Origin of the sequence: Edwardsiella anguillarum ET080813, assembly GCF_000264765.2 — a bacterium.
GTDB lineage: Bacteria > Pseudomonadota > Gammaproteobacteria > Enterobacterales > Enterobacteriaceae > Edwardsiella > Edwardsiella anguillarum.
Map to the genome: position 1 here is coordinate 1,830,223 of NZ_CP006664.1, position 24,729 is coordinate 1,854,951.

Below are 24,729 nucleotides of genomic sequence, written 5' to 3' on the forward strand. Positions count from 1 at the left end.
GGAACCTAGGAGAGAACCCATGTCTGCGGATTTTTACCAGCAGCTGGCGCAGCAGCTCGTTGCGACGCGTGCTGAAGGACTGTACAAGACCGAACGGATCATCACCTCTGCCCAGCAGGCGGAGATTGCCGTGGCTGACGGTAGCCGCGTACTGAACTTTTGTGCCAATAACTACCTTGGGCTGGCCGATCATCCGGCGCTGATCGCGGCCGCCAAGGAGGGGATGGACTCACACGGTTTCGGTATGGCCTCGGTGCGCTTCATCTGCGGCACCCAGGATAGCCATAAGGCGTTAGAGCAGCAGCTGGCGGCCTTTCTCGGCATGGAGGATGCCATTCTTTACTCCTCCTGCTTTGATGCTAACGGCGGGCTGTTTGAAACGCTGCTGGGGCCGGAGGATGCCATTATTTCTGATGCGCTGAACCATGCGTCGATCATCGACGGGGTTCGCCTGTGCAAGGCGCGGCGCTACCGCTATGCCAATAATGATATGGCCGAGCTGAAGGCGCGCCTGGAGCAGGCCCGGGCCGAGGGTGCTCGCCATATCATGATCGCTACCGACGGGGTGTTCTCCATGGATGGCGTGATCGCCGATCTGAGGTCGATTTGCGATCTGGCGGATGAATATGACGCCCTGGTGATGGTGGACGACTCACACGCCGTCGGGTTTGTCGGCGCTCAGGGGCGGGGGACACCGGAGTACTGCGGCGTGATGGGGCGCGTCGATATTATTACCGGCACACTGGGCAAAGCCCTGGGCGGGGCCTCCGGCGGCTATACCGCGGCCCGTAAAGAGGTCGTCGAGTGGCTGCGTCAGCGCTCGCGGCCGTATCTGTTCTCCAACTCGCTGGCGCCGGCCATCGTCGCCGCCTCGTCCCGAGTGCTGACCCTGCTGGCTCAGGGGGACGATTTGCGCGCTCGCCTATGGGATAACGCCCGCCTGTTCCGTGAAAAGATGACCGCCGCCGGTTTTACCCTGGCCGGCGCCGATCACGCCATTATCCCGGTGATGCTGGGGGAGGCGCCGCTGGCGCAGCGCTTTGCCGATCTGCTGCTGCAGGAAGGGATCTATGTGACCGGGTTCTTCTATCCGGTGGTGCCGCAGGGGCAGGCCCGTATTCGTACCCAGATGTCGGCAGCCCATACGCCTGCGCAGATTGAACAGGCCGTGGCCGCCTTTATCCGCGTTGGTAAACAGCTTGGCGTCATTGCCTAGAGGTCTGATATGAAAGCCTTATCCAAACTGAAAGCCGAAGAGGGTATCTGGATGACCGATGTGCCGCTGCCGGCGCTGGGCCACAACGATATCATGATCAAAATCCGTAAGACGGCGATCTGCGGGACGGATGTCCATATCTATAACTGGGATGCGTGGTCGCAGAAGACCATTCCGGTACCGATGGTGGTCGGGCATGAGTACGTGGGTGAGGTGGTGGCCGTCGGCCAGGAGGTCAGCGGCTTCCGCATTGGCGACCGCGTCTCCGGTGAGGGTCACATCACCTGTGGACACTGTCGTAACTGTCGCGCCGGGCGCACCCACCTGTGCCGTAATACCATCGGCGTTGGCGTTAACCGCCAAGGGGCCTTTGCCGAGTATCTGGTAATCCCGGCCTTCAATGCGTTCAAGATCCCCGACAATATTCCCGATACGCTGGCGGCGATTTTCGATCCGTTCGGCAACGCGGTGCATACGGCGCTCTCGTTCGATCTGGTCGGGGAGGATGTGCTGGTCTCCGGGGCCGGGCCGATCGGCATCATGGCCGCGGCGGTCTGTCGCCACGTGGGGGCGCGCCACGTGGTGATCACCGATGTGAATGACTATCGTCTGGATCTGGCGCGTAAGATGGGCGTGACGCGGGCGGTTAACGTCAGCCGGGAGTCGCTACCGGAGGTGATGCAGGCGCTGGGGATGAGCGAAGGGTTTGACGTCGGGCTGGAGATGTCCGGCGCACCGCCGGCCTTTCGTACGATGTTGGATACCATGAATCACGGCGGTAAGATCGCCATGCTGGGTATCCCGCCGGGCGATATGGCCATCGACTGGAACCAGGTGATTTTTAAGGGGCTGTTGATTAAGGGGATCTATGGGCGTGAGATGTTTGAAACCTGGTACAAGATGGCGGCGCTGATCCAATCAGGCCTCGATCTGACGCCGATCATCACCCATCAATACGCTATCGATGATTTTCAGAAGGGATTTGACGCGATGCGCTCGGGGCATTCAGGCAAGGTGATCCTGAACTGGTCGTGAGCCCATGACGTAGCATCCGAGCCATCACGCCCGCGCCGTGCGGGCGTGATGCGTTTTAGCCCCGCTGCAGGGTGAGCAGCAGCCGATCCATGGCGCGGTAGCTCAGCGCCTCGGCCAGATGGCGGCGTGCAATGTCATCGCATCCTTCCAGATCCGCCAGCGTACGAGCGACTTTCAGCAGCCGGTGCCAGGCGCGTACCGATAGCGCCAGGCGCGTGAGCGCCTGCTCCAGATAGAGGGCATCGTCCGGTATCAGGCGGCAGTCGCGGTCGCGGGCGGCGCCCTCCAAATGCGCATTGAGTCGGCCGCCGCGGGCGTACTGCCGCGCCCGGGCGGTGCAGACCCGCCGGCGCAGGGTCGCACTGTCTTCGCCATCCGCCCGTTGGCGGGCTAGCTGGCCCGGTGGCAGCGGCGGAACATCGATCGACAGATCGAAGCGGTCAAGCAGGGGGCCGGACAGCCGTGAAAGGTATCTTAGCACCTGCGGCGCTGCCGCCCGGCGATCGCGTCCGTCTGCGTGGCCACCGCTGCTGGGGTTCATGGCCGCCACCAGCTGTACCCGGGCGGGAAAGCTGACCTTTATCCTGGCGCGAGACAGGTGGACAACGCCGGACTCCAGCGGTTCGCGCAGGGCGTCCAGGGTTCGCCGGTCGAATTCGGCCAGCTCGTCAAGAAACAGGACGCCGTGATGAGCCAACGAGATCTCGCCGGGCTTCGGCAGCGGCCCTCCGCCGATCAGCGCGGCCATGGAGGCGCTGTGGTGTGGCGCGCGAAAGGGGCGCACGCCATAGCGTGGTGGCATCGCACCTGGGGAGGCCAGGCTGCTGATGGCCGCCTGCTCTAGCGCCTCATCCGGAGTCATCGGCGGTAGCAGGCCCGGCAGGCGGCAGGCCAGCATGGTTTTACCGGTGCCCGGCGGTCCGATCAGTAGCAGGTTATGCCCACCGGCGGCGGCGATCTCCAGCGCCCGCCGCGCCTGCGCCTGACCGATAATGTCGGCCATATCGCCGGTGCCGGCGCAGTCGCTCGTCATTTCGCCGGCCGGCGCGGCCTCCAGGGATGCCTGGCCGCTCAGAAAGGCGCAGACGGCCAGCAACGACGGCGCGACGGGGGGCCGTGGGGCGGTCAGCAGCCCGAGTTCCGCCGCGTTATCGCTGGGCGCTATCAGGGTACGCCTCGCGCGGGCGGCGCTCAGCGCGGCGGGTAGAGCCCCCTGTACCGGGCGTAGATCGCCGGACAGGGCCAGTTCACCGAGAAATTCATAGTCGCCAACGGATATGCGCGGGGCCAGCTGCCCAGACGCCAGCAGCAGCGCCAGCGCCATCGGCAGATCGTAGCGGCCCCCCTCCTTGGGCAGATCGGCGGGCGCCAGGTTCAGCGTAATGCGCTTCGGCGGGAACTGAAACCCGCTGCTCAGCATGGCGCAGCGCACCCGATCTTTGGCTTCGCGTACGGCCGTTTCCGGCAGGCCCACCAGGGTAAAGCCCGGCAGGCCGTTGCCGATATGCGCCTCAATGCGGACCTCGGGGGCTTGAATACCCAGAGCGGCGCGCGTGTATACAGTGGCCAGAGTCATGATGGTCTCTCCTTTCGGCATGTCATCATGGCGCAAGCGTTGGGCGGGGAAAGGGGGCAGCGTTAGGGATGCGGGGACGTACGCGGAAAGGCCGTGGTTATGCAATAATTATTAACATATTAACAACAAATGTAACCCGTCGGCGATTTACCCAGCAGAAAGGTTAGGGGTATTTTAACAAAAATTATACAAAATGCTGACGTCCTGCCAACAATAGAGATAACCATCCAGGCTGAGGGCGTAAAGGCAGTCTTCTTACCCTATACCCTATGCAAAGGTAACATATCATGCTTGGTTGGTCTGCGCGGCAGCGTAACGTTGCTATCGCCAGCTTTTTAAGCTGGACGCTGGATTCATTCGATTTTTTCATTCTGGTCTTCCTACTTAGCGATATCGCCCGTACGTTTCACGTCGGGGTGGAGCAGGTCACGCTGGCCATTCTGCTCACGCTGGCGGTACGCCCGATCGGCGCGTTAATTTTTGGTCGGGCGGCGGAGAAGTATGGGCGCCGCCCCATTTTGATGCTGAATATTATCTTCTTTTCCCTGTTTGAGCTGCTCTCCGCCGCGGCGCCCTCGCTGCTGATTTTCCTGCTGCTACGGGCGCTATACGGCGTTGCGATGGGGGGAATTTGGGGTGTCGCATCATCATTGACCATGGAAACCATTCCCGATCGCTCACGCGGGCTGATGTCCGGTATTTTTCAGGCGGGCTACCCGTTTGGCTATTTGCTGGCGGCGGTGATCTACGGATTATGTGCCCAGGCGCTGGGCTGGCGCGGTATGTTTATCATTGGTGCCGTGCCGATCGTTTTACTGCCCTTCATCTATTTTTATGTCCCTGAGTCACCGGTCTGGCTGGCGGCGCGCGCGCGGCATCAGAGCGTCGCGCTGCTGCCGGTGCTGAGGCGTCACTGGAAGCTGTGCGTTTATCTGATCGCGCTGATGGCGGCGTTTAATTTCTTTAGCCACGGCACTCAGGATCTCTATCCTACGTTTCTTAGGGTACAGCATGGTTTCTCGACAAATATCATCAGTATCATTGCCGTTACCTACAATATTGCGTCAATTATTGGGGGTGTGTTCTTCGGCGCCCTGTCGGAGCGGATCGGTCGTAAACGCGCCATCATGCTGGCGGCGCTGCTGGCGCTTCCGGTGATCCCGCTGTGGGCCTTTTCCAGCGGCTCGCTGATGCTGGGCGTCGGCGCCTTTGTGATGCAGTTTATGGTGCAGGGAGCCTGGGGCGTGATCCCGACCTATCTGAACGAGCTAGTGCCGGCCAATGCCCGTGCGGTATTGCCGGGCTTTGTCTACCAGCTGGGTAATCTGATTGCGTCGGTGAACGCAACGATGCAAGCGTCAATCGCCGCCGATCATGGGCAAAATTATGCGCTGGCGATGGCCATCACTGCGGCCTGCGTCGCGCTCACGATCGCGGCGCTGATCGCCTTTGGCCGCGATACGCGCGGTGTATCGATGACAGAGAAAATGCCACGTCAGCATCAGTCTATAAAAATTAGCTAACTCAATGTGTTGCTCGATATTACGCCAGGGATGGTGCACTTCATGCGCAAAAAAAGGGTTGTCAGCGAGCAAAAAACTGTGATACCTCTGTAAGTATCGTATGTCAAAACAACAGATTTCACTGTTTATGAGCCTATTCGTCCAAGTGATTAGCCTAGTCGTGATTAGCGTGGTGGTGATTATTATCCCACCGTGCGGGGCTGCACTTGGACGAAGAAGGGCTTAGAAATCAAGCCAAAATCAGAAAAGAGCCTCCGCACCATCCGGTCCGGGGGCTTTTTTTTACGCTGCGGCCGGCGGAGGCAGGGATAGCTTGAATTAGCATAAAATTCTAAAAACTAGGACAGGGTCGGGGAATTAATTATGAATGGAGCGCAGTGGGTAGTACAAGCGTTACGTGCGCAGGGGGTGAACCAGGTTTTCGGTTATCCGGGCGGCGCGATTATGCCGCTGTACGATGCGCTGTATGACGGCGGTGTAGCCCATTTGCTGTGCCGGCACGAGCAGGGCGCGGTGATGGCGGCGATTGGCTATGCCCGCGCCAGTGGCCGCGTTGGCGTCTGTATCGCCACCTCTGGCCCCGGTGCCACCAACCTGATCACCGGCCTGGCCGATGCCATGATGGATTCGGTGCCGCTGGTGGCGATTACCGGACAGGTCGCTTCAGCGCTGATTGGCACCGACGCTTTTCAGGAGATGGATGTTCTAGGTCTGTCGCTGGCCTGTACCAAACACAGCTTCATGGTGACCTCGCTGGCCGAGCTGCCGGAGGTGATGGATCGCGCGTTTGCCATTGCGATGCAGGGGCGTCCAGGGCCGGTGCTGATCGATATTCCCAAAGATATTCAGCTGGCGCAGGGGACGCTGGCTACGCCGATGTGCAGTGTGGCGTCGGCGCAGACACCCTGCCAGCCAGCGGCGTTGGCGCAGGCGCGTGCCATGCTGGCGCAGGCGCAGCGTCCGGTGCTGTACGTGGGGGGCGGTGTAGGGATGGCCGGTGCGGTGCCGGCGCTGCGCGCGCTGGTGTCGCGCAGCGGGATACCGGTCGCCGCGACACTAAAGGGGCTGGGCGCCGCCGATGATCGTCACCCCACTTACCTGGGGATGCTGGGGATGCACGGCTGTAAGGCGGCCAATCTGGCGGTTCAGCAGTGCGATTTGCTGATCGCCGTCGGCGCTCGCTTTGACGATCGCGTTACCGGTCGCCTCGATGCCTTTGCGCCGCAGGCGCAGGTGATCCATCTGGATATCGATCCGGCGGAGCTGGGCAAGCTGCGTCAGGCGCACGTGTTGCTGTGCGGCGATCTGAAACCGCTGCTGTCGGCGCTGACCATGCCGCTGGATATCGCCCCATGGCGGCAGCAGGTGGCGGCGCTTAAGGCGCAGCATGCCTGGCGCTATGACCATCCCGGCGAAGCTATTTATGCGCCGCTGTTTTTGCGTCAGCTCTCCGAGCGTAAGCCGCCGCAGGCGGTGGTCACCACCGATGTCGGACAGCATCAGATGTGGAGCGCTCAGCATATGCGATTTTCCCTGCCGCAGGATTTTATTACCTCCAGCGGGCTGGGGACCATGGGGTTCGGGATCCCGGCCGCGGTTGGCGCACAGGTCGCTCGCCCTGACGACTGCGTGATCTGCGTATCCGGCGACGGCTCTTTCATGATGAACGTTCAGGAGCTGGGCACCATCAAGCGAGCCAGGCTGCCGCTGAAAATCGTGCTGCTGGATAACCAGCGTCTGGGGATGGTACGCCAGTGGCAGCAGCTGTTCTTTGACGCCCGCTACAGCGAAACCGATCTCTCCGATAACCCGGATTTTTTAACCCTGGCGCAGGCGTTTGATATCCCGGGGCAGCGCATCAGCCGCAAGGCGCAGGTGGCAGAGGCGCTGGAGGCCCTGTTTAGCACCCCGGGCCCTTATCTGCTGCAGGTCGCTATCGACGAATTTGAAAATGTCTGGCCGCTGGTGCCGCCGGGCGCAGGCAACGAATCTATGCTGGAGAACGTATCATGATGCAGAGTCCTTCATTCCAACACCATCTGGCCATTCAGGCACGCCGTCGTCCGGAGATCCTGGAGCGGGTTCTGCGCGTGGTGCGTCATCGAGGCTTTGAGATCCACGCGATGAACATGGCTCAGGACAGCGACTGCGATAGCGTCAGTATTGAGCTGACGGTGGCCAGTACGCGGCCGGTCACGCTGCTGTCGTCCCAGCTGAGTAAGCTGCTAGACGTCGCGCGGGTGGACGTCAGCGCCCCGCGATCGCTGCGCATGCTGCCCCGCCGCCAGGCGCTGGGCTGAGTGATTTTTCCCGTTATTGAATCAGGCGCAGGTCGCCAAAAGGAATAAGTCAATGACCACTAAGAAAGCGGATTATATCTGGTTTAACGGCGACATGGTGCCCTGGGGTGAGGCCCGAGTACACGTGATGTCTCACGCCCTGCACTACGGCACCTCGGTTTTTGAGGGAGTGCGTTGCTACGAAACCCATCGCGGCCCGGCGGTATTCCGCCACCGTGAACATATGCAGCGCCTGCATGATTCGGCGCGTATCTACCGCATGCCGCTGGCCTACAGCGTTGACGAGCTGATGGCCGCCTGCCGTGAAACCCTGCGTCGGAATCAGCTGTCGAGCGCCTATATCCGCCCGCTGGTCTTTATCGGTGACGTCGGCATGGGCGTGAATCCCCCCGCGGGCTATAGCACGGATGTGATCCTCGCCGCCTTCCCCTGGGGGACCTATCTGGGGGAGGAGGCACTGGAACAGGGCATCGATGCCATGGTTTCGTCCTGGCACCGGGCCGCGCCCAACACCATCCCGACCGCGGCCAAGGCCGGGGGAAACTATCTCTCTTCGCTGCTGGTGGGATCAGAGGCGCGGCGCCACGGTTATCAGGAGGGCATTGCGCTGGATGTCCACGGCTATGTTTCTGAGGGCGCTGGTGAAAACCTGTTTATGGTGAAAAACGGGGTGATCTTCACGCCGCCGTTTACCTCCGCCGCCCTGCCGGGGATCACCCGCGACGCGATCATCACCTTGGCACAGGCGCAGGGGCTGGAGGTTCGGGAGCAGGTGCTGTCACGCGAGGCGCTGTACCTGGCCGATGAAATTTTCATGTCGGGCACGGCGGCCGAAATCACGCCGGTGCGCAGCGTGGACGGTATCCAGGTCGGGATTGGCCGCTGTGGCCCTATCACCAAGCGGGTGCAGCAGGCCTTTTTTGGCCTGTTCAACGGCCAGACCGAGGACCGCTTTGGCTGGCTTGACCCGGTGAATCCGTAAGCCTGCCGTGCCGGTAGGCTGAGCCGATGGGGCGCCGGGAGCGCGGCGCCTGTTCATTGATTTTCCCGCGCAGCGCGGGTAACGCAGGGAGTGAATTGTGCATGCCTAAGTATCGTTCTGCCACGACTACCCATGGCCGTAATATGGCCGGTGCCCGCGCGCTGTGGCGCGCGACCGGAATGACCGACGCGGATTTCGGCAAGCCGATCATTGCCGTGGTGAACTCGTTTACCCAGTTTGTGCCGGGCCATGTGCATCTGCGCGATTTGGGCCAGCTGGTCGCCGCGCAGATCGAGGCCGCCGGCGGCGTAGCGAAAGAGTTTAATACCATCGCCGTGGATGACGGTATCGCCATGGGGCACGGCGGCATGCTCTATTCGCTCCCCTCGCGGGAGCTTATCGCCGACTCCGTTGAATATATGGTCAATGCCCACTGCGCCGATGCCATGGTCTGCATCTCCAACTGCGACAAGATCACGCCTGGGATGATGATGGCGGCGCTGCGCCTGAATATCCCGGCGATCTTCGTCTCCGGTGGGCCGATGGAAGCTGGGAAGACCAAGCTGTCTGACCAACTGATTAAGCTGGATCTGGTCGATGCGATGATCCAGGGAGCCAACCCGCAGGTCAGCGATGCGCAGAGTGAACAGATCGAGCGTGCCGCCTGCCCAACCTGCGGCTCCTGCTCCGGGATGTTTACCGCCAACTCCATGAACTGCCTGACCGAGGCGCTGGGGCTGGCGCTGCCGGGTAACGGCTCCCTGCTGGCGACCCACGCCGATCGCCGGGCGCTGTTCGAAGAGGCGGGGCGGCGTATCGTCGCTCTGACCCGCCGCTACTATGAACAGGATGATGCGTCAGCGCTGCCGCGCAGTATCGCCGGCAAGGCGGCCTTTGAGAATGCCATGACGCTGGATATCGCCATGGGGGGATCGACCAATACGGTACTGCATCTGCTGGCCGCGGCGCAGGAGGGGGAGATCGACTTTACCCTGACGGACATCGATCGCCTGTCACGCCAGGTGCCGCACCTGTGCAAGGTTGCGCCCAGCACGCCGGATTACCACATGGAGGACGTACACCGCGCGGGCGGCGTGATGGGGATCCTGGGCGAGCTGGATCGCGCCGGGCTGCTCAATCGGGGCGTCGTTAACGTTCTGGGACTGGACCTGAGTGAAACCCTGGCGAGCTACGACATCATGCGCAGCGACGATGAGGCGCTGTCATCTCTGTACAGTGCCGGCCCGGCGGGGCTGCGTACCGTCGTGCCTTTTTCGCAGTCCTGCCGCTGGGATGCGTTGGACAGGGATCGGCAGCATGGCTGTATCCGCGCGCGTGAACATGCCTACAGTCAGGATGGGGGGCTGGCGGTGCTCTCGGGCAACCTGGCGCAGGACGGCTGCATCGTCAAGACCGCCGGCGTTGAGTCCGATAGCCTGATCTTCCGCGGCCTGGCCCGGGTGTTTGAAAGTCAGGAGGAGGCCGTCGAGGCGATACTCGGTGGGCGGATCCACCCCGGCGACGCGCTGGTGATCCGCTATGAAGGGCCCAGGGGAGGGCCGGGAATGCAGGAGATGCTCTATCCTACCGCCTACCTCAAGTCGATGGGGCTGGGAAAGCAGTGCGCTCTGATCACCGACGGGCGCTTTTCCGGCGGAACCTCCGGCCTGTCCATCGGGCATGTCTCGCCAGAGGCCGCCAGCGGCGGCGCCATTGCGCTGGTGCGCGACGGCGATCCGATCGAGATCGATATCCCGGCGCGCCATATCCGCTTAGCCATTGCCGAAAGCGAGCTGGCGCTGCGTCTCCAGCAGGAGCTAGCGCGGGGCGCGCAGGCGTGGACTCCGCGCGACCGGCGCCGTACGGTCTCGCTGGCCCTGCGTGCCTATGCCAGTCTGGCGACCAGCGCCGATCGTGGCGCGGTGCGCGATAGAGCGAAGCTGGGAGGCTAACGATGGCATCGAACCCCCTTATCTCTTCGGCGCCGGACGGCGCGGAATACCTGCGGGCGGTGCTGCGCTCGCCGGTGTATGAGGCGGCGCAGGTCACGCCGCTGCAGGCGATGGAAAAGCTTTCAGGCCGCCTGGGTAACCATATTCTGGTCAAGCGCGAGGATCGCCAGCCGGTACACAGCTTTAAGCTGCGCGGGGCCTACGCGATGATCGCCGGGCTGAGTGAGGCCCAGCGGGCCTGCGGCGTGATCACCGCCTCGGCGGGAAATCACGCCCAGGGCGTGGCGCTGTCGGCGTCGCGACTGGGGATCGCGGCCACCATTGTCATGCCGCGGGCGACGGCAGAGATCAAGGTTGAGGCGGTACGCGGCTTCGGTGGCCGGGTACTGCTGCACGGCGCCAACTTTGATGAGGCCAAGGCCCATGCCATCCAGATGGCACAGGAAACCGGCATGACCTTTATTCCGCCCTTCGATCATCCGGCGGTGATCGCGGGTCAGGGAACCCTGGCGCTGGAGCTGTTGCAGCAGGATGCCCACCTCGACCGTATTTTTGTACCGGTGGGCGGCGGTGGGCTGGCCGCCGGCGTGGCCGTACTGATTAAACAGCTGATGCCGCAGGTCAAGGTGATCGGCGTGGAGGCCGAGGACTCCGCCTGTCTGCGCGCGGCGCTGGATGCCGGTCAGCCGGTAGATCTGCCGCGGGTTGGTCTGTTTGCCGAGGGCGTGGCGGTCAAACGCATCGGTGACGAGACGTTCCGCCTGTGCCAGCGCTATCTGGACGATGTGATTACGGTGAATAGCGACGCTATCTGCGCCGCCGTCAAGGATCTGTTTGAGGATGTACGGGCCGTCGCGGAGCCCTCGGGTGCGCTGGCGCTGGCCGGGTTGAAACAGTATGTCCAGCGACATGCGCTGCGCGGCGAACGGCTGGCACACGTGTTGTCCGGCGCCAATCTGAACTTCCACGGTCTACGCTATGTCTCCGAGCGCTGTGAGCTGGGTGAGCAGCGCGAGGCGCTGCTGGCGGTGACCATCCCGGAGCGTAAGGGCAGCTTCCTGGCGTTTTGTCAGCTGCTGGGGGGGCGCTCGGTGACCGAGTTTAACTACCGCTATGCCGATGCCGACAGCGCCTGCATTTTTGTCGGCGTGCGGCTGACCGGCGGGCGTGGCGAGCGTGAGGAGATCATCGCCTCGCTGCGCGGCGGCGGCTATCAGGTGGTGGATCTCTCCGATGATGAGATGGCCAAGCTGCACGTGCGCTATATGGTGGGCGGCCGGCCCAGTAAGCCGCTGCAGGAGCGGCTGTATAGCTTTGAGTTTCCCGAGGCGCCCGGGGCGCTGCTGAAGTTCCTGCATACCCTGGGCACCCATTGGAACATCTCCCTGTTTCACTATCGCAGCCACGGTACCGACTTTGGCCGGGTGCTGGCGGCGTTTGAGCGGCCGGACAGCGATGCCAGCTTCGAGGCGCGTCTCAAGGAGCTGGGCTATGAGTGTCACGATGAGACGGGGAATCCGGCGTTTCGCTTCTTTTTGCAGGGATAGCGCTTAAGGCGCCGCGTGGGCCAGCAGCGACCAGAAGGCGGTGATCGGCGGCTCGCGCAGGCGTTTATGCTGCACGCAGACGCCGAGCTCAAAGGGGGCGATGGTAACGTCGTTGTCCAGCGTGACGATGCGGGTGCGTACGCTGTCCGGGCTGTTGTCGATCACTACCTCGGGCAGCAGGGCGATGCCGCAGCCCAGCGCCACCATGGAGACGATGGCTTCATGACCGGCGACGGTGGCATAAATACGCGGTGCCGGGATACGGCGGCGGCGAAACCACTGATCGATACGCTGCCGCGCCGGCCCGTGCTGCGGCAGAATAAATGGGATCTGCGCCCAGTCTGGGCGGGGGCGCTGCGCCTGACGGTGTACCGGGCAGGGCTGAGCCGGGGCGATCAGCCGCAGCGGGATTTCGCCAATTGGGCAGAATTCAACGCTGGCGGGTAGCGACTGCGGTCGTCCTGCGATAGCCAGATCCGCCGTGCCGCCCTGAACTTTGCCGACGGCGTCGGCGGCGTCGCCGGTGGTCAGGCGAATATCCACCTGCGGATGATGGGCGCGAAAACGGTCCAGGATCGGCGGTAGATGGCTGTAGGCGGCGGTTACGGAGCAGAACAGGTGCAGCTCGCCGCACAGCGCCGCGCCGTAGCTGTCCAACCCGCCGCGCAGTTGTCGGTAGTGCAGCAGCGTCTGGCGGGCGAAATCCTGCAGCTGTTCGCCTGCCGCCGTCAGGCGGACATCGCGGTTGTCGCGTAGCAACAGCGGTTGGCCGAGCTCCTCCTCTAAACGCTGGATCTGGCGCGATAGCGTGGAGGGACTGACGTGCACCGCCGCTGCGGTACGGCCAAAATGGCGGCTTTCAGACAGGTGTAAAAACAGCTTCAGATCGCGGATATCCATCGTATGGCGTCGCCTCAGTTGTTGCAAAATACGCAATTACATCTTCTCAATATATCAATTTAAGCAACATCCGTCCTAGCCTATGATGGATTTATCGCCGCCGGACAGGCGCCGGACGGGCAGGGTAACAGACAACGGGGTGTCGCCGGCAATATTGCCGGGAGCACGGCCACATCACTGAACAGGATGGAGTGCAGCATGAGCAACTATTTTAATACGCTGAATCTGCGCCAGCAGCTGGCGCAGTTGGGCAAGTGCCGTTTTATGGCGCGAACGGAGTTTACCGATGGGGCCAATGCCCTGCGCGGTAAGCAGGTGGTGATCGTCGGCTGCGGCGCCCAGGGGCTGAACCAGGGGCTGAACATGCGCGACTCGGGGCTGGACGTCGCCTATGCCCTGCGGACAGAGGCGATCGCCGAACGGCGCGACTCCTATCGCCGCGCCACCGAGCACGGTTTCCGCGTCGGGGATTATCAGGCCCTGATCCCACAGGCCGATCTGGTTATCAACCTGACGCCGGACAAACAGCATGCCGCCGTGGTCAGCGCGGTGCAGCCGCTGATGAAGCAAGGGGCAGCGCTGGGGTATTCGCACGGCTTTAATATTGTTGAGGTAGGACAGCAGATCCGTCCGGACATCACCGTAGTGATGGTTGCTCCCAAGTGCCCCGGCACCGAAGTGCGCGAGGAGTATAAGCGCGGCTTTGGCGTGCCGACCCTGATCGCGGTACACCCGGAAAACGATCCGCGCGGCGAGGGGATGGCGATTGCCAAGGCGTGGGCGTCGGCGACCGGCGGCGATCGCGCCGGGGTGCTGGAGTCATCGTTTGTGGCTGAGGTAAAGTCTGACCTGATGGGCGAGCAGACCATTCTGTGTGGGATGCTGCAGACCGGCTCACTGCTGTGCTATGAGCGTCTGGTCGCCGAGGGGGCCGATCCGGCCTGGGCCGGCAAGCTGATCCAGTTTGGCTGGGAGACCATCACCGAGGCCCTGAAGCAGGGCGGGATCACCCTGATGATGGATCGCCTCTCCAATCCCGCCAAGCTGCGCGCCTACGCGCTGGCCGAGCAGCTTAAGACGCTGATGGCGCCGCTGTTTGCCAAGCATATGGATGACATTCTCTCCGGCACCTTCTCTCAGGGGATGATGGCGGACTGGGCCGAGGACGATGCCCACCTGCTGACCTGGCGCGCGGAGACCGGTGAAAGCGCCTTTGAAAAGGCGCCGCCGTTTGAGGGCAAGATCGATGAGCAGACCTATTTTGATCGCGGTGTGCTGCTGGTGGCGATGGTGAAGGCCGGGGTCGAGCTGGCCTTCGAAACCATGGTCGCCTCCGGCATCGTCGCCGAGTCCGCCTACTATGAGTCGCTGCATGAGCTTCCGCTGATCGCCAATACCATCGCACGTCGGCGGCTGTATGAGATGAACGTGGTTATCTCTGATACCGCCGAATATGGCAACTACCTGTTTGCCAACGCGGCCGTTCCGCTGCTGCGTCAAGGGTTTATGGCGACTCTGCAGCCGGGAGATCTGGGGCAGCCGCTGCCGGCGGAGGCGGTGGATAACGCCGCGCTGCGCGAGGTCAATCAGGCCATCCGTCAGCATCCCATTGAGACGGTCGGCGAGCGCCTGCGCGGCTATATGACCGATATGAAGCGCGTGGCCGTCGCCGGTTAGCTGCGGTACAGCACCTTAATGATGTGGTAGCCGAAACGGGTTTTGATCGGGCCGATAGGGGTCAGCAGCGGGCCGCTGAAGACGGCGCGATCAAACTCGGGCACCATGCTTCCCTTCGTAAACTCCCCCAGGTCGCCACCCTGGCGCTTGGAGGGACAGCGGGAATGGCGACGCGCCAGCGTTTGAAATGAGGCACCTCGCTTCAGCTTTTGCAGCAGCGATTCGGCTTCGGCCTGACTCTCGACCAGAATGTGCAGTGCGGCGGCGCGGCGGGCCATGGGGGTATCCTTAGGGTTATTAAGAGCGGTGACGCAGAGATCGCGCAGGCGTCGGACGGTATGCGACCGCTCACCGGCGTGATGAAAACCTGCGTAGTGTACGGCGGCGGCGCAGCGCAGGCAATGCGCCGACGGCGCGGTTTTTTTTCCGTCGTCGCTTTCTGCTACAATCGCCTCCCGCCCACGGGGGTCATCATTAGCAGGAATATCGTCATGCGCTTAAATCCCGGTCAACAGCAGGCCGTCGAATTTGTTACCGGCCCCTGTCTGGTTCTGGCGGGCGCCGGCTCCGGTAAGACCCGGGTGATCACCAACAAGATAGCCCACCTGATCCGCGTGTGCGGCTATCAGGCGCGCCACATCGCCGCCGTCACCTTCACCAATAAGGCCGCGCGCGAGATGAAAGAGCGTGTGGCGCAGACGCTGGGGCGCAAAGAGGCCCGTGGGCTGATGATTTCAACTTTCCACACCCTGGGGCTGGAGATCATCAAGCGTGAGTATAAGGCGCTGGGGATGAAGTCCAATTTCTCCCTGTTCGACGATCAGGATCAGCTGGCTTTGCTGACCGATCTGACCGAGCGCTGGCTGGAAAAGGACAAAACCCAGCTGCAACAGCTGATCGCGACTATCTCCAACTGGAAGAACGATCTGATCGATCCCGCCCAGGCGGCGGCGCAGGCGCGTTCAGCGCGGGATCGGCTGTTCGCCGACTGCTATGGCCTGTATGACACCCAGCTCAAGTCCTGCAATGTACTGGATTTTGACGATCTGATCCTGCTGCCGACGCTGCTGCTGCGCCGTGACCCGGAGGTGCGCGAGCGCTGGCAACAGCGCATCCGTTACCTGCTGGTCGATGAGTATCAGGATACCAACACCAGCCAGTATGAGCTGGTGAAGCTGCTGGTCGGCAGCCGCGCTCGCTTTACCGTGGTGGGCGACGACGATCAGTCCATCTACTCCTGGCGCGGCGCGCGCCCGCAGAATCTGGTACTGCTGAAAGAGGACTTTCCGGCGCTGCAGGTGATCAAGCTGGAGCAGAACTACCGCTCTTCGCAGCGCATTCTTAAGGCGGCCAATATCCTGATCGCCAATAACCCACACGTCTTTGAAAAACGCCTGTTTTCTGAGCTGGGCTACGGTGAGCCGCTCAAGGTGATCACGGCTAACAATGAGGATCATGAGGCGGAGCGCGTGGTCGGTGAACTGATCGCCCATCACTTTATTCACAAAACTGCCTACAGCGACTATGCGATCCTCTACCGTGGCAATCACCAGTCGCGGGTGTTCGAAAAAATGCTGATGCAAAACCGCATTCCGTACAAGATTTCGGGCGGAACCTCTTTCTTTTCCCGCGCGGAGATCAAAGATCTGCTCTCCTATCTGCGGGTGTTGACCAACCCAGATGATGACAGCGCCTTTTTACGTATCGTCAATACGCCGCGGCGAGAGATAGGCCCCTCGACCCTACAAAAGCTTGGGGCGTGGGCGAATCAGCGCGGTATCAGCCTGTTTCGCGCCAGCTTTGACGTGGGGCTGGAGCAGACCCTGAGCGGCCGCGGTCTGGCGTCGCTGCAGCATTTTACCCGCTGGATGGATGAGCTGTCCCAGCTGTGTGAGCGCGACGCGACGGCGGCGGTACGCGATCTGATCCACGGCATCGACTATGAGAGCTGGCTGTTTGAAACGTCGGCCAGTCCGCGCGCGGCGGAGATGCGCATGAAGAACGTCAATCAGCTGTTCGGCTGGATGACCGACATGCTGCAGGGTAGCGATCTGGATGAGCCGATGACCCTGACGCAGGTGGTGAATCGCTTTACGCTGCGCGACATGATGGAGCGGGGAGAGTCTGAGGAGGAGGCCGATCAGGTACAGCTGATGACCCTACATGCCTCTAAGGGGCTGGAGTTCCCCTACGTGTATCTGGTCGGCATGGAGGAGGGGCTGCTGCCGCATCAGAGCAGCATCGATGAGGACAACGTCGATGAGGAGCGGCGCCTGGCCTACGTCGGCATTACCCGGGCCCAGAAAGAGTTGGTGTTTACCCTGTGCCGCGAGCGCCGCCAGTACGGTGAGCAGGTGCGTCCGGAGCCCAGCCGTTTTCTGCTGGAGCTGCCGCAGGACGATCTGAGCTGGGAGAGCGCCCGTAAGGTGGTCAGCCCACAGGAGCGCATGCAGCGAGGACAGTCCCACCTGGCCAATCTGAAGGCGCAGCTGGCGCGGGCGAAATCGCCGCAGGACTAAGGGAAATACGCGCGAAAGAAAACGCGCGCGGGGCGCCCGACGAGCGTCCCGCGCGGCGTGGGATCCGACATTACGCCGACGTCGCTTCGACGATCTGCAGCGGCCAGTGGGCGTAGCCCTGCCAGAGGCTCTCTTGCTGCAGGCTTTCGGCGCGCAGCGGGTGAGCGGCGAGCCAGCCCGTCGGCAGGATCAGGCGCAGGGCGTCCTCCTCGCCGACCTGCGTCAGCAGCGACGGCAGCGCGCCGTCGTGGCGTTGACTGGCGAAAATGATCGCCAGGCGCAGCAGACGACACAGTCGCTGGGCGGTGCGTAGCGGAACGGCGTTCTGCTGGCCAAACAGCGCCAGATTGAGCGGACCGCTCTGGTTAGCCAGTAGGGTCGCCAACAGCTTTTTCTGCGCCGGCGTGAAGCCGGGCAGATCCAGATGGCGAACCAGATAGGCGGCGTGCTGCGGCGCCTGACGCACATCGACGCTCAGCCCCAGCTCATGGAGCAGGCAGGCCGCGTGCAGCAGCGTATGGGCGCAGCTGTCCAGCGGCCACGGGGGGGTTAGCTGCCGGGCCAGACTGTCGGCCAGATGCCAGACCCGCTCGGCCTGCCCTTCATCGATTAAAAAGCGCCGCTGAATGTTGTGCAGTGTCCGGGTTCGGACATCGCAGCCCACCGGCAGCGCCAGCATGCCATAGACCAGCCCCTCGCGCAGCGCGCCGCCGGAGAGGGTCATACTGTCGATATGCAGCGCCTCAAACAGGGCGATCAGAATGGCCAGGCCGCTGGGGAACACCAGAGCGCGCTCCAGGGTCAGTCCATCGATCTCCAGCTCTTCAAGCTTACCGCACTCAATGGCGCGATCGCGCAGCTGACACAGCTTATCCAGGGTGATACGTTCGTCCATCCCCTGGGCGACCATGATCTCCTGCAGAGCCTGCACGGTACCGGATGCGCCGACGCAGGCCTGCCAGCCATGGCGTAGCAGCGTGTCGCGCACCGGGGCTATCATCGCATGCGCGGCATCGCCGGCACGGGCAAAGTTGGCCTGTGTCAGGTGACGGTCGCTGAAGTAGCGCTCCAGCCACGTGACGCAGCCCATCTGTAGGCTGAATAGAACGTCGGCCTTGGCGCCTTCGCCGCAGGCTAGCTCGGTACTGCCGCCGCCGATGTCGACCACCAGCCGCTGGCGGGCGCCGCCGGTTGTGTGGGCAACCCCCTGATAAATCAGGCGGGCTTCCTCTTCACCGCTGATGATGCGTACCGGACGCCCGAGGATCTCCTGCGCTCGCTCGATAAACGCGTCGGCGTTCCGGGCGATGCGTAGCGTCGCCGTCGCAACGACCCGGATGTGGTCGATGGGAATATCCTGCAGGCGCTCAGCGAAGAGGCGCAGGCATTGCCAGCCACGCTGCATCGCATCCGGAGACAGAATATTGTCAGCGTCCAGACCGGCGGCCAGACGCACCTTGCGCTTGATCCGCGCCAGCGTCTGGATACCGCCGGCCATCTCGCGCACCACCAGCATGTGGAAGCTGTTAGAGCCTAAATCGATGGCGGCATACAACGCGGCGCTCTTGCCCATGCTGATTAACCTGAGCGTTTACGGTTAGGGCGCGGTGCGCCGCTGCCGCGGCGCGGCGATCCCGGACGGCGTGCGCCGGCGCCGTTACGGCTACGGCTCAGGCGTTTGGGGGCCGGCAGATCCTTGAGCAGGGCATCGCCGTTGTATTTGCTGACCGGAATCGAATGGCCGATATAGCTTTCGATAGCCGGCAGGTTCAGCACATACTCTTCACAGGCGAGGCTGATGGAGTTGCCGCTGGCGCCGGCACGACCGGTACGGCCGATGCGGTGTACGTAGTCTTCACAGTCGTCGGGCAGGTCATAGTTAAACACATGGGTGACCGCCGGGATATGCAGGCCGCGCGCGGCGACGTCGGTGGCGACCAGAATATCGATGTGCCCCTTGGTGAAATCTTCCAGGATGCGCAGGCGTTTTTTCTGCGGTACGTCCCCGGTCAGCAGACCGACGCGGTGGCCATCGGCGGCCAGGTGCCCCCAGATGTCCTCGCAGCGGTGCTTGGTGTTGGCGAAAATGATGCAGCGATCCGGCCACTCCTCTTCCAGCAGCGTCTGCAGCAGGCGCATTTTCTCTTCGTTGGAGGGGTAGAACAGCTCTTCCTGGATCCGGTGTCCGGTTTTTTGCTCCGGCTCAACCTCGACATACTCGGCGTTGTTCATATGCTCGAACGCCAGTTCACGCACGCGATAAGAGAGGGTGGCGGAAAACAGCATGTTGAGACGCTGGGCGGTCGGCGGCATACGGCGGAACAGCCAGCGAATGTCTTTGATAAAGCCCAGATCGAACATGCGATCGGCTTCGTCGAGTACCACGACCTGAATGGCGCCGAGGTCAACGTGACCCTGCTTGGCATAGTCGATCAGGCGTCCGGTGGTACCGATCAGAATATCAACACCCTGCTCTAAGACCCGGAGCTGCTTGTCATAGCCATCGCCGCCGTAGGCCAGGCCCAGGCGCAGGCCGGTTTCTTGGGCCAGAGGCTCGGCATCGGAGTGGATCTGGACGGCCAGCTCACGTGTCGGCGCCATAATCAGCGCGCGCGGCTGATTGGTTTTGCGCTCGGCAATGGCCGGATGAGTCAGTAGATAATGAAAAGTAGACGCTAAAAATGCTAGCGTCTTGCCGGTGCCGGTTTGCGCCTGTCCCGCAACGTCACGCCCGGCGATCGCCAGGGGCAATGCCAGTGCCTGAATGGGAGTGCAGCTGTGAAACCCTTTTGATTCAAGGGCTTTTATCACCATTGGGTGCAGGGCGAAGTCGGCAAACTTCTGTTCAGTCAAGTGTGTTTTGCTCATAATGGCGTAGAATAACAGTTAACCGTATCTTCACGAAAGTATTGCTTTACGAAAGCGTATCCGATGAAATAAAGTCAACCCTTTGTTGGGGGAAGTAGGCTATTACTATAACCAACAAGGCAGACTTAATCCTGTGGAGTAGAACATGAGCGATAAAATTGTTCACCTGAGCGACAGTGGCTTCGAGGCTGACGTGCTGAAGGCTGAAGGCCCGATCCTGGTTGATTTCTGGGCTGAATGGTGCGGTCCGTGCAAGATGATTGCTCCGATCCTGGACGAAATCGCAGCCGAGTATGCAGGGAAGCTGACCATTGCTAAGCTGAATATCGACGAAAACCCGGCTACTGCGCCGAAGTACGGTATCCGTGGTATTCCGACGCTGCTGCTGTTCAAGAACGGCGCGGTTGCGGCCACCAAAGTGGGCGCGCTGTCCAAGACTCAGTTGAAAGAGTTTCTGGATGCCAACCTGTAAGGTTGCCCGCCATTTGTGACGGCGTCCGGCGGTTAACGGATTCTTGCTGTTGACCGCTAGACGTCCGCTCATAAGCGTGTTAAGTTTAACCACGCTGCCTAAGTCAGTGCTTACCTGTAGTTTGAATCATCTGGTTTGAGTCAAAAGTTAGAATCTAAGTTTTACTCTGTTTGAAACCTCTGTATCGCCAGCGTTCTTCCTGTTGTATGTGGCTTTGTCACCGGGATGAAGCATGGATCAGCAAGTTAAAACATAGGTTTTAAATCGTTAACGCCTCTTTCGTCCCATCAGCGAGAATCGTCCGCTGGATCTGTCGCACCGCTAGCAGCATGGGCGCACAGGGGAAGGAAAGTTCGCAAACAGGCATGGATGACCCCGTCATACCATTCACTATACAGTTCGAGATATACCCCGAGTTTAAAGAACCCACCACTATGAATCTTACCGAATTAAAGAATACGCCGGTTTCTGAGTTGATTACGCTTGGCGAGAGCATGGGGCTGGAAAATCTGGCGCGCATGCGTAAGCAGGATATTATTTTTGCCATCCTTAAGCAGCATGCGAAAAGCGGCGAAGATATTTTTGGCGATGGCGTGCTAGAGATCCTGCAGGACGGTTTTGGATTCCTGCGCTCCGCAGACAGCTCCTACCTTGCCGGTCCCGATGATATCTACGTTTCTCCCAGCCAAATCCGCCGTTTTAACCTGCGTACCGGTGATACCATTTCCGGCAAAATTCGTCCGCCGAAAGAGGGTGAGCGCTACTTTGCCCTGCTGAAGGTTAACGAAGTTAACTATGACAAGCCGGAAAATGCCCGCAGCAAGATCCTGTTTGAAAACCTGACGCCGCTGCATGCCAATTCGCGTCTGCGCATGGAGCGTGGCAACGGTTCTACGGAAGACTTGACCGCGCGCGTGCTGGATCTGGCCTCGCCGATTGGCCGCGGTCAACGCGGTCTGATCGTCGCTCCGCCGAAGGCCGGTAAGACGATGCTGCTGCAGAACATCGCCCAGAGCATCGCCTATAACCATCCTGACTGCGTGCTGATGGTGCTGCTGATCGATGAGCGTCCGGAAGAGGTGACGGAGATGCAGCGTCTGGTGAAGGGTGAGGTGGTTGCCTCGACCTTTGATGAGCCGGCGTCGCGCCATGTTCAGGTCGCTGAAATGGTGATCGAAAAGGCCAAGCGTCTGGTTGAACACAAGAAAGACGTGATCATCCTGCTGGACTCCATCACCCGTCTGGCTCGCGCCTATAACACCGTGGTGCCGGCCTCCGGTAAAGTGTTGACCGGCGGCGTGGACGCCAACGCCCTGCACCGTCCGAAGCGCTTCTTCGGCGCGGCGCGTAACGTGGAGGAGGGCGGCAGCCTGACCATCATCGCGACGGCGCTGATCGATACCGGCTCTAAGATGGATGAGGTTATCTACGAAGAGTTTAAGGGCACCGGTAACATGGAGCTGCATCTGTCGCGTAAGATTGCTGAGAAGCGCGTCTTCCCCGCCATCGATTACAACCGCTCCGGTACCCGTAAAGAAGAGCTGCTCACCACGCCGGAGGAGCTGCAGAAGATGTGGATCCTGCGCAAGATTATTCACCCGATGGGTGAGATCGATGCGATGGAGTTCCTGATCAATAAGTTGGCAATGACCAAAACTAACGATGAGTTCTTTGACATGATGAAACGCTCTTAATCATCGGCTCTGCCAACTCGGGAAAAACGACGCCACGTTAGCAATAACGTGGCGTTTTGCACTTTTAGCGGATACGATTAGACAAATATATTTTGCACTATATGTATAAAATTGGCGAATCGTCCAGATTATGCATATGTCGCTGACCGCGGGAGTCCAGGCGATGTCTTTTTATTGTTCTGGACTGCCGGGCCTATTTCGCCGATGTGTTGGTCTTGTTAAAGGGATATCGTCGCGTAACGTCATGGCGGCGATCAGACAGAGAGCAGTTAACCGTGAATTTACTCACTCTGAGTAGCAAATTTTTCCTTATCTTCCTTTTCTCTATGGCATTTTTACTGGTCGCCCGCCGGGTAGCCAAGAAGATAGGTCTGGTGGATAAGCCCAATTACCGTAAGCGGCATCAGGGGCTGATCCCGCTGGTCGGCGGTATCTCGGTGTACGCGGGGATCTGCTTTACTTTCCTGTTTTTTAAACCCTACATTCCCCACGCCACCCTGTATCTGATCTGTGCCGGGATCCTGGTGCTGGTCGGTGCGCTGGATGATCGCTTCGATATCAGCGTAAAGTTCCGCGCCACGGTGCAGGCGCTGATCGCCATCGCCATGATGGTCGCAGGCGGCCTATACCTGCGCAGCCTGGGGTTTGTCTTAGGGCCCTGGGAGCTGATTTTAGGCCCCTTCGGTTATCTGGTGACGCTGTTTGCAGTATGGGCGGCGATCAACGCCTTTAATATGGTGGACGGTATCGACGGCCTGCTCGGCGGTCTGTCCTGCGTCACCTTTGCCGCCATGGGGATCCTGCTGCAGTGGGACGGCCAGCCGGATTTGGCGCTGTGGTGCTTTGCGATTATCGCGGCGACGCTTCCCTACATTCTGCTGAATCTGGGCGTGGTTGGGCCGCGTTTCAAGGTCTTTATGGGCGACGCCGGAAGTACCCTGATCGGCTTTACCGTTATCTGGATTTTGCTGGAGAGCACCCAGGGGCGCGGGCATCCGATGAACCCGGTGACGGCGCTGTGGGTTATCGCGATACCGCTGATGGATATGATCGCTATTATGTATCGGCGTCTGCGCAAAGGGATGAGCCCCTTTTCACCAGACCGCCAGCATATTCATCACCTGATTATGCGCGCTGGCTTTACCTCCCGCCAGGCGTTTGTCCTGATTACGCTGGCGGCGGCGCTGCTGGCGGCGATCGGGGTTCTGGGTGAGATCTGGCTGCCCGAATATGTCATGATGGCACTGTTCTTGCTTGCTTTTGCCCTCTATGGTTACTGTATCAAGCGCGCGTGGCGCGTGGCGCGTATGGTGAAGCGCTTTAAGCGCCGTCTGCGCCGTAAATCGGCAGGCATGCATGTCTAACGGCCCTAGTCGGCCATAAAGGGAAAACCGATGGTGAGTCAAAATCCGATGCCCGTGGAGAATGAGCTGGATGTCCGAGGGCTGTGTCGAACGCTGTGGCGCGGTAAGTCCTGGATCGTTGGCACGGCGGTGTTGTTTGCGGCGCTGGCGCTGGGTGTCTCTCTGCTGATGCCGCAGAAGTGGAGCGCGGCGGCGATCACCGCGAGCCCGGGCGTTAACAGCCTGGGCGGCTACTACTCTCAGCAGCAGTTTTTACGCAATCTTGCGCAGCTAAGCGCGCCCAGCGGCGCGGCGGCGCAGGGCAGCATCGCCGATGAGGCCTACGCTGAGTTCACGACACAGTTGGCCTCCTATGACACGCGGCGCGAGTTTTGGCTGCATAGCCCCTATTATCAGCGTCATAAAGAGGGGAGCGCGCAGGCGGATGCGGCGCTGCTGGATGAGCTGATTAATCAGATCGTCTTTACGCCGGGGGACGCGGCGAAGCACAGCGATGACAGCATTCGTCTTACCGCCGACGGCGCCGCGCAGGCTAACCAGCTGCTGCGCCAGTACGTTGCCTTTGCCGCCCATCGCGCCAGCGCCAATCTGAATGCCTCTCTGCAGGGGGCCTGGGCGGCCCGTAGTATCTTTCTGAAGGCGCAGGTAAAGCGTCAGGAGGCGGTGGCGCAGGCGATCTATCAGCGTGAGCTAAACGGCCTGGAGCAGGGGCTGAAGATCGCCGCGCAGCAGGGGATCACCCGCAGCATGGCGACGACGGCGCAGGCCGAGGTGCCCGATGCCGAGCTGTTTATGCTAGGACAGCCGATGCTGCGCGCGCGTCTGGAGGCCCTGCGCGCCGTTGGGCCATCCTATGACATTGACTATGACCGGAATCGGGCGATGCTCACGACCCTGAGCGTCGGGCCGGTTTTGGACGCGGCGTTTCAGCCTTATCGCTATCTGCGCACGCCGGAGGAGCCGGTGAAGCGTGATAGCCCGCGCCGGCTCTTTATGATGGTGATGTGGGGCGCCATTGGCGCGCTGGTCGGCGCCGGTATTGCGCTTTCCCGCCGCGCACGGATCTGAGCGCCTGCGTTAGCGCTTAACAGGGAATTGGCCGGT

The 24,729-nt window shown here is 61.2% G+C and carries 20 protein-coding genes; 15 read left to right on the forward strand and 5 right to left on the reverse strand.

The features are described from left to right. The first annotated feature begins 19 nt into the window (after window positions 1-19). Together ETEE_RS08250 and tdh are read left to right on the forward strand one after the other, a co-directional pair. On the forward strand, window positions 20-1,216 hold the full coding sequence (locus tag ETEE_RS08250; RefSeq protein WP_034164511.1) for a glycine C-acetyltransferase: 1,197 nt from the start codon (window positions 20-22) through the stop codon (window positions 1,214-1,216). Window positions 1,217-1,225: 9 nt separating this feature from the next. Then, window positions 1,226-2,251 (forward strand): L-threonine 3-dehydrogenase, encoded by a 1,026-nt coding sequence (gene tdh, locus ETEE_RS08255; protein ID WP_012846966.1) that lies wholly within the window; start codon window positions 1,226-1,228, stop codon window positions 2,249-2,251. A 55-nt stretch (window positions 2,252-2,306) separates the two neighbouring features. On the opposite strand, the gene ETEE_RS08260 is transcribed toward tdh, so the two are convergent. Then, window positions 2,307-3,827 carry a YifB family Mg chelatase-like AAA ATPase gene (locus tag ETEE_RS08260; protein ID WP_034164512.1) on the reverse strand — a complete coding sequence of 507 codons (1,521 nt, stop codon included), beginning with the start codon at window positions 3,825-3,827 and terminating at the stop codon, window positions 2,307-2,309. A 287-nt stretch (window positions 3,828-4,114) separates the two neighbouring features. Between ETEE_RS08260 and ETEE_RS08265 the strand changes: the two genes are divergently transcribed. The 7 genes from ETEE_RS08265 to ilvA all read left to right on the forward strand — a co-directional run bounded on the left by ETEE_RS08265 (window position 4,115) and on the right by ilvA (window position 12,131). Beyond that, window positions 4,115-5,350, forward strand: a complete 1,236-nt coding sequence (locus ETEE_RS08265) for an MFS transporter (protein ID WP_034164513.1) — start codon at window positions 4,115-4,117, stop codon at window positions 5,348-5,350. Window positions 5,351-5,477: 127 nt separating this feature from the next. Continuing rightward, complete coding sequence (ilvL, locus tag ETEE_RS20040) at window positions 5,478-5,576, forward strand: ilv operon leader peptide (protein WP_071818493.1); 99 nt, start codon at window positions 5,478-5,480, stop codon at window positions 5,574-5,576. Between the two features lie 137 nt (window positions 5,577-5,713). Next, the gene (gene ilvG, locus ETEE_RS08270; RefSeq protein ID WP_034164514.1) at window positions 5,714-7,363 is read left to right on the forward strand and encodes an acetolactate synthase 2 catalytic subunit; all 1,650 of its coding nucleotides are present in this window, start codon (window positions 5,714-5,716) and stop codon (window positions 7,361-7,363) included. Continuing rightward, window positions 7,360-7,650, forward strand: a complete 291-nt coding sequence (ilvM, locus tag ETEE_RS08275) for an acetolactate synthase 2 small subunit (RefSeq protein ID WP_034164515.1) — start codon at window positions 7,360-7,362, stop codon at window positions 7,648-7,650. Before ilvG ends, ilvM begins: the two co-directional genes overlap by 4 nt. A gap of 52 nt (window positions 7,651-7,702) precedes the next feature. Continuing rightward, window positions 7,703-8,632 carry a branched-chain amino acid transaminase gene (locus ETEE_RS08280; RefSeq protein WP_034164516.1) on the forward strand — a complete coding sequence of 310 codons (930 nt, stop codon included), beginning with the start codon at window positions 7,703-7,705 and terminating at the stop codon, window positions 8,630-8,632. A 101-nt stretch (window positions 8,633-8,733) separates the two neighbouring features. Further along, window positions 8,734-10,584, forward strand: coding sequence for a dihydroxy-acid dehydratase (gene ilvD / locus ETEE_RS08285; RefSeq protein ID WP_034164517.1), 1,851 nt, complete (start codon window positions 8,734-8,736; stop codon window positions 10,582-10,584). A gap of 2 nt (window positions 10,585-10,586) precedes the next feature. Next, window positions 10,587-12,131: a threonine ammonia-lyase, biosynthetic gene (ilvA, locus tag ETEE_RS08290; RefSeq protein ID WP_034164518.1), complete on the forward strand. Its 1,545-nt coding sequence runs from the start codon at window positions 10,587-10,589 to the stop codon at window positions 12,129-12,131. A 3-nt stretch (window positions 12,132-12,134) separates the two neighbouring features. On the opposite strand, the gene ilvY is transcribed toward ilvA, so the two are convergent. Continuing rightward, window positions 12,135-13,031 carry an HTH-type transcriptional activator IlvY gene (gene ilvY, locus ETEE_RS08295; protein WP_034164519.1) on the reverse strand — a complete coding sequence of 299 codons (897 nt, stop codon included), beginning with the start codon at window positions 13,029-13,031 and terminating at the stop codon, window positions 12,135-12,137. A gap of 198 nt (window positions 13,032-13,229) precedes the next feature. On the opposite strand from ilvY, the gene ilvC reads away from it, so the two are divergent. Next, window positions 13,230-14,708: a ketol-acid reductoisomerase gene (gene ilvC / locus ETEE_RS08300; protein WP_034164520.1), complete on the forward strand. Its 1,479-nt coding sequence runs from the start codon at window positions 13,230-13,232 to the stop codon at window positions 14,706-14,708. On the opposite strand, the gene ppiC is transcribed toward ilvC, so the two are convergent. After that, window positions 14,705-14,986: a peptidylprolyl isomerase PpiC gene (gene ppiC / locus ETEE_RS08305; RefSeq protein ID WP_034164521.1), complete on the reverse strand. Its 282-nt coding sequence runs from the start codon at window positions 14,984-14,986 to the stop codon at window positions 14,705-14,707. The genes ilvC and ppiC overlap by 4 nt on opposite strands. A gap of 213 nt (window positions 14,987-15,199) precedes the next feature. On the opposite strand from ppiC, the gene rep reads away from it, so the two are divergent. After that, the gene (gene rep / locus ETEE_RS08310; protein ID WP_034164590.1) at window positions 15,200-17,227 is read left to right on the forward strand and encodes a DNA helicase Rep; all 2,028 of its coding nucleotides are present in this window, start codon (window positions 15,200-15,202) and stop codon (window positions 17,225-17,227) included. Between the two features lie 70 nt (window positions 17,228-17,297). Here the strand turns inward: rep and gppA are convergent, their stop codons facing one another. Both gppA and rhlB read right to left on the reverse strand, forming a co-directional pair. After that, complete coding sequence (gene gppA / locus ETEE_RS08315) at window positions 17,298-18,800, reverse strand: guanosine-5'-triphosphate,3'-diphosphate diphosphatase (RefSeq protein WP_034164522.1); 1,503 nt, start codon at window positions 18,798-18,800, stop codon at window positions 17,298-17,300. 5 nt (window positions 18,801-18,805) lie between these two features. Beyond that, window positions 18,806-20,095 carry an ATP-dependent RNA helicase RhlB gene (gene rhlB, locus ETEE_RS08320; protein ID WP_034164523.1) on the reverse strand — a complete coding sequence of 430 codons (1,290 nt, stop codon included), beginning with the start codon at window positions 20,093-20,095 and terminating at the stop codon, window positions 18,806-18,808. Between the two features lie 145 nt (window positions 20,096-20,240). On the opposite strand from rhlB, the gene trxA reads away from it, so the two are divergent. From trxA to wzzE, 4 genes are all read left to right on the forward strand, one after another. Beyond that, window positions 20,241-20,567 (forward strand): thioredoxin TrxA, encoded by a 327-nt coding sequence (gene trxA, locus ETEE_RS08325; RefSeq protein ID WP_012846980.1) that lies wholly within the window; start codon window positions 20,241-20,243, stop codon window positions 20,565-20,567. A gap of 434 nt (window positions 20,568-21,001) precedes the next feature. Continuing rightward, window positions 21,002-22,261: a transcription termination factor Rho gene (gene rho / locus ETEE_RS08330; RefSeq protein ID WP_005297111.1), complete on the forward strand. Its 1,260-nt coding sequence runs from the start codon at window positions 21,002-21,004 to the stop codon at window positions 22,259-22,261. A gap of 275 nt (window positions 22,262-22,536) precedes the next feature. Beyond that, window positions 22,537-23,625 carry a UDP-N-acetylglucosamine--undecaprenyl-phosphate N-acetylglucosaminephosphotransferase gene (wecA, locus tag ETEE_RS08335; protein WP_034164524.1) on the forward strand — a complete coding sequence of 363 codons (1,089 nt, stop codon included), beginning with the start codon at window positions 22,537-22,539 and terminating at the stop codon, window positions 23,623-23,625. 30 nt (window positions 23,626-23,655) lie between these two features. Continuing rightward, on the forward strand, window positions 23,656-24,693 hold the full coding sequence (gene wzzE / locus ETEE_RS08340) for an ECA polysaccharide chain length modulation protein (protein ID WP_034164525.1): 1,038 nt from the start codon (window positions 23,656-23,658) through the stop codon (window positions 24,691-24,693). Window positions 24,694-24,729 lie beyond the last annotated feature (36 nt).

Coding starts and splice junctions, on each gene's coding strand:
- ETEE_RS08250 (WP_034164511.1), top strand. CDS start 20: ATGTCTGCGGATTTTTACCAGCAGCTGGCGCAGCAGCTCGTTGCGACG.
- tdh (WP_012846966.1), top strand. CDS start 1,226: ATGAAAGCCTTATCCAAACTGAAAGCCGAAGAGGGTATCTGGATGACC.
- ETEE_RS08260 (WP_034164512.1), bottom strand. CDS start 3,827: ATGACTCTGGCCACTGTATACACGCGCGCCGCTCTGGGTATTCAAGCC.
- ETEE_RS08265 (WP_034164513.1), top strand. CDS start 4,115: ATGCTTGGTTGGTCTGCGCGGCAGCGTAACGTTGCTATCGCCAGCTTT.
- ilvL (WP_071818493.1), top strand. CDS start 5,478: ATGAGCCTATTCGTCCAAGTGATTAGCCTAGTCGTGATTAGCGTGGTG.
- ilvG (WP_034164514.1), top strand. CDS start 5,714: ATGAATGGAGCGCAGTGGGTAGTACAAGCGTTACGTGCGCAGGGGGTG.
- ilvM (WP_034164515.1), top strand. CDS start 7,360: ATGATGCAGAGTCCTTCATTCCAACACCATCTGGCCATTCAGGCACGC.
- ETEE_RS08280 (WP_034164516.1), top strand. CDS start 7,703: ATGACCACTAAGAAAGCGGATTATATCTGGTTTAACGGCGACATGGTG.
- ilvD (WP_034164517.1), top strand. CDS start 8,734: ATGCCTAAGTATCGTTCTGCCACGACTACCCATGGCCGTAATATGGCC.
- ilvA (WP_034164518.1), top strand. CDS start 10,587: ATGGCATCGAACCCCCTTATCTCTTCGGCGCCGGACGGCGCGGAATAC.
- ilvY (WP_034164519.1), bottom strand. CDS start 13,031: ATGGATATCCGCGATCTGAAGCTGTTTTTACACCTGTCTGAAAGCCGC.
- ilvC (WP_034164520.1), top strand. CDS start 13,230: ATGAGCAACTATTTTAATACGCTGAATCTGCGCCAGCAGCTGGCGCAG.
- ppiC (WP_034164521.1), bottom strand. CDS start 14,986: ATGGCCCGCCGCGCCGCCGCACTGCACATTCTGGTCGAGAGTCAGGCC.
- rep (WP_034164590.1), top strand. CDS start 15,200: ATGCGCTTAAATCCCGGTCAACAGCAGGCCGTCGAATTTGTTACCGGC.
- gppA (WP_034164522.1), bottom strand. CDS start 18,800: ATGGGCAAGAGCGCCGCGTTGTATGCCGCCATCGATTTAGGCTCTAAC.
- rhlB (WP_034164523.1), bottom strand. CDS start 20,095: ATGAGCAAAACACACTTGACTGAACAGAAGTTTGCCGACTTCGCCCTG.
- trxA (WP_012846980.1), top strand. CDS start 20,241: ATGAGCGATAAAATTGTTCACCTGAGCGACAGTGGCTTCGAGGCTGAC.
- rho (WP_005297111.1), top strand. CDS start 21,002: ATGAATCTTACCGAATTAAAGAATACGCCGGTTTCTGAGTTGATTACG.
- wzzE (WP_034164525.1), top strand. CDS start 23,656: ATGGTGAGTCAAAATCCGATGCCCGTGGAGAATGAGCTGGATGTCCGA.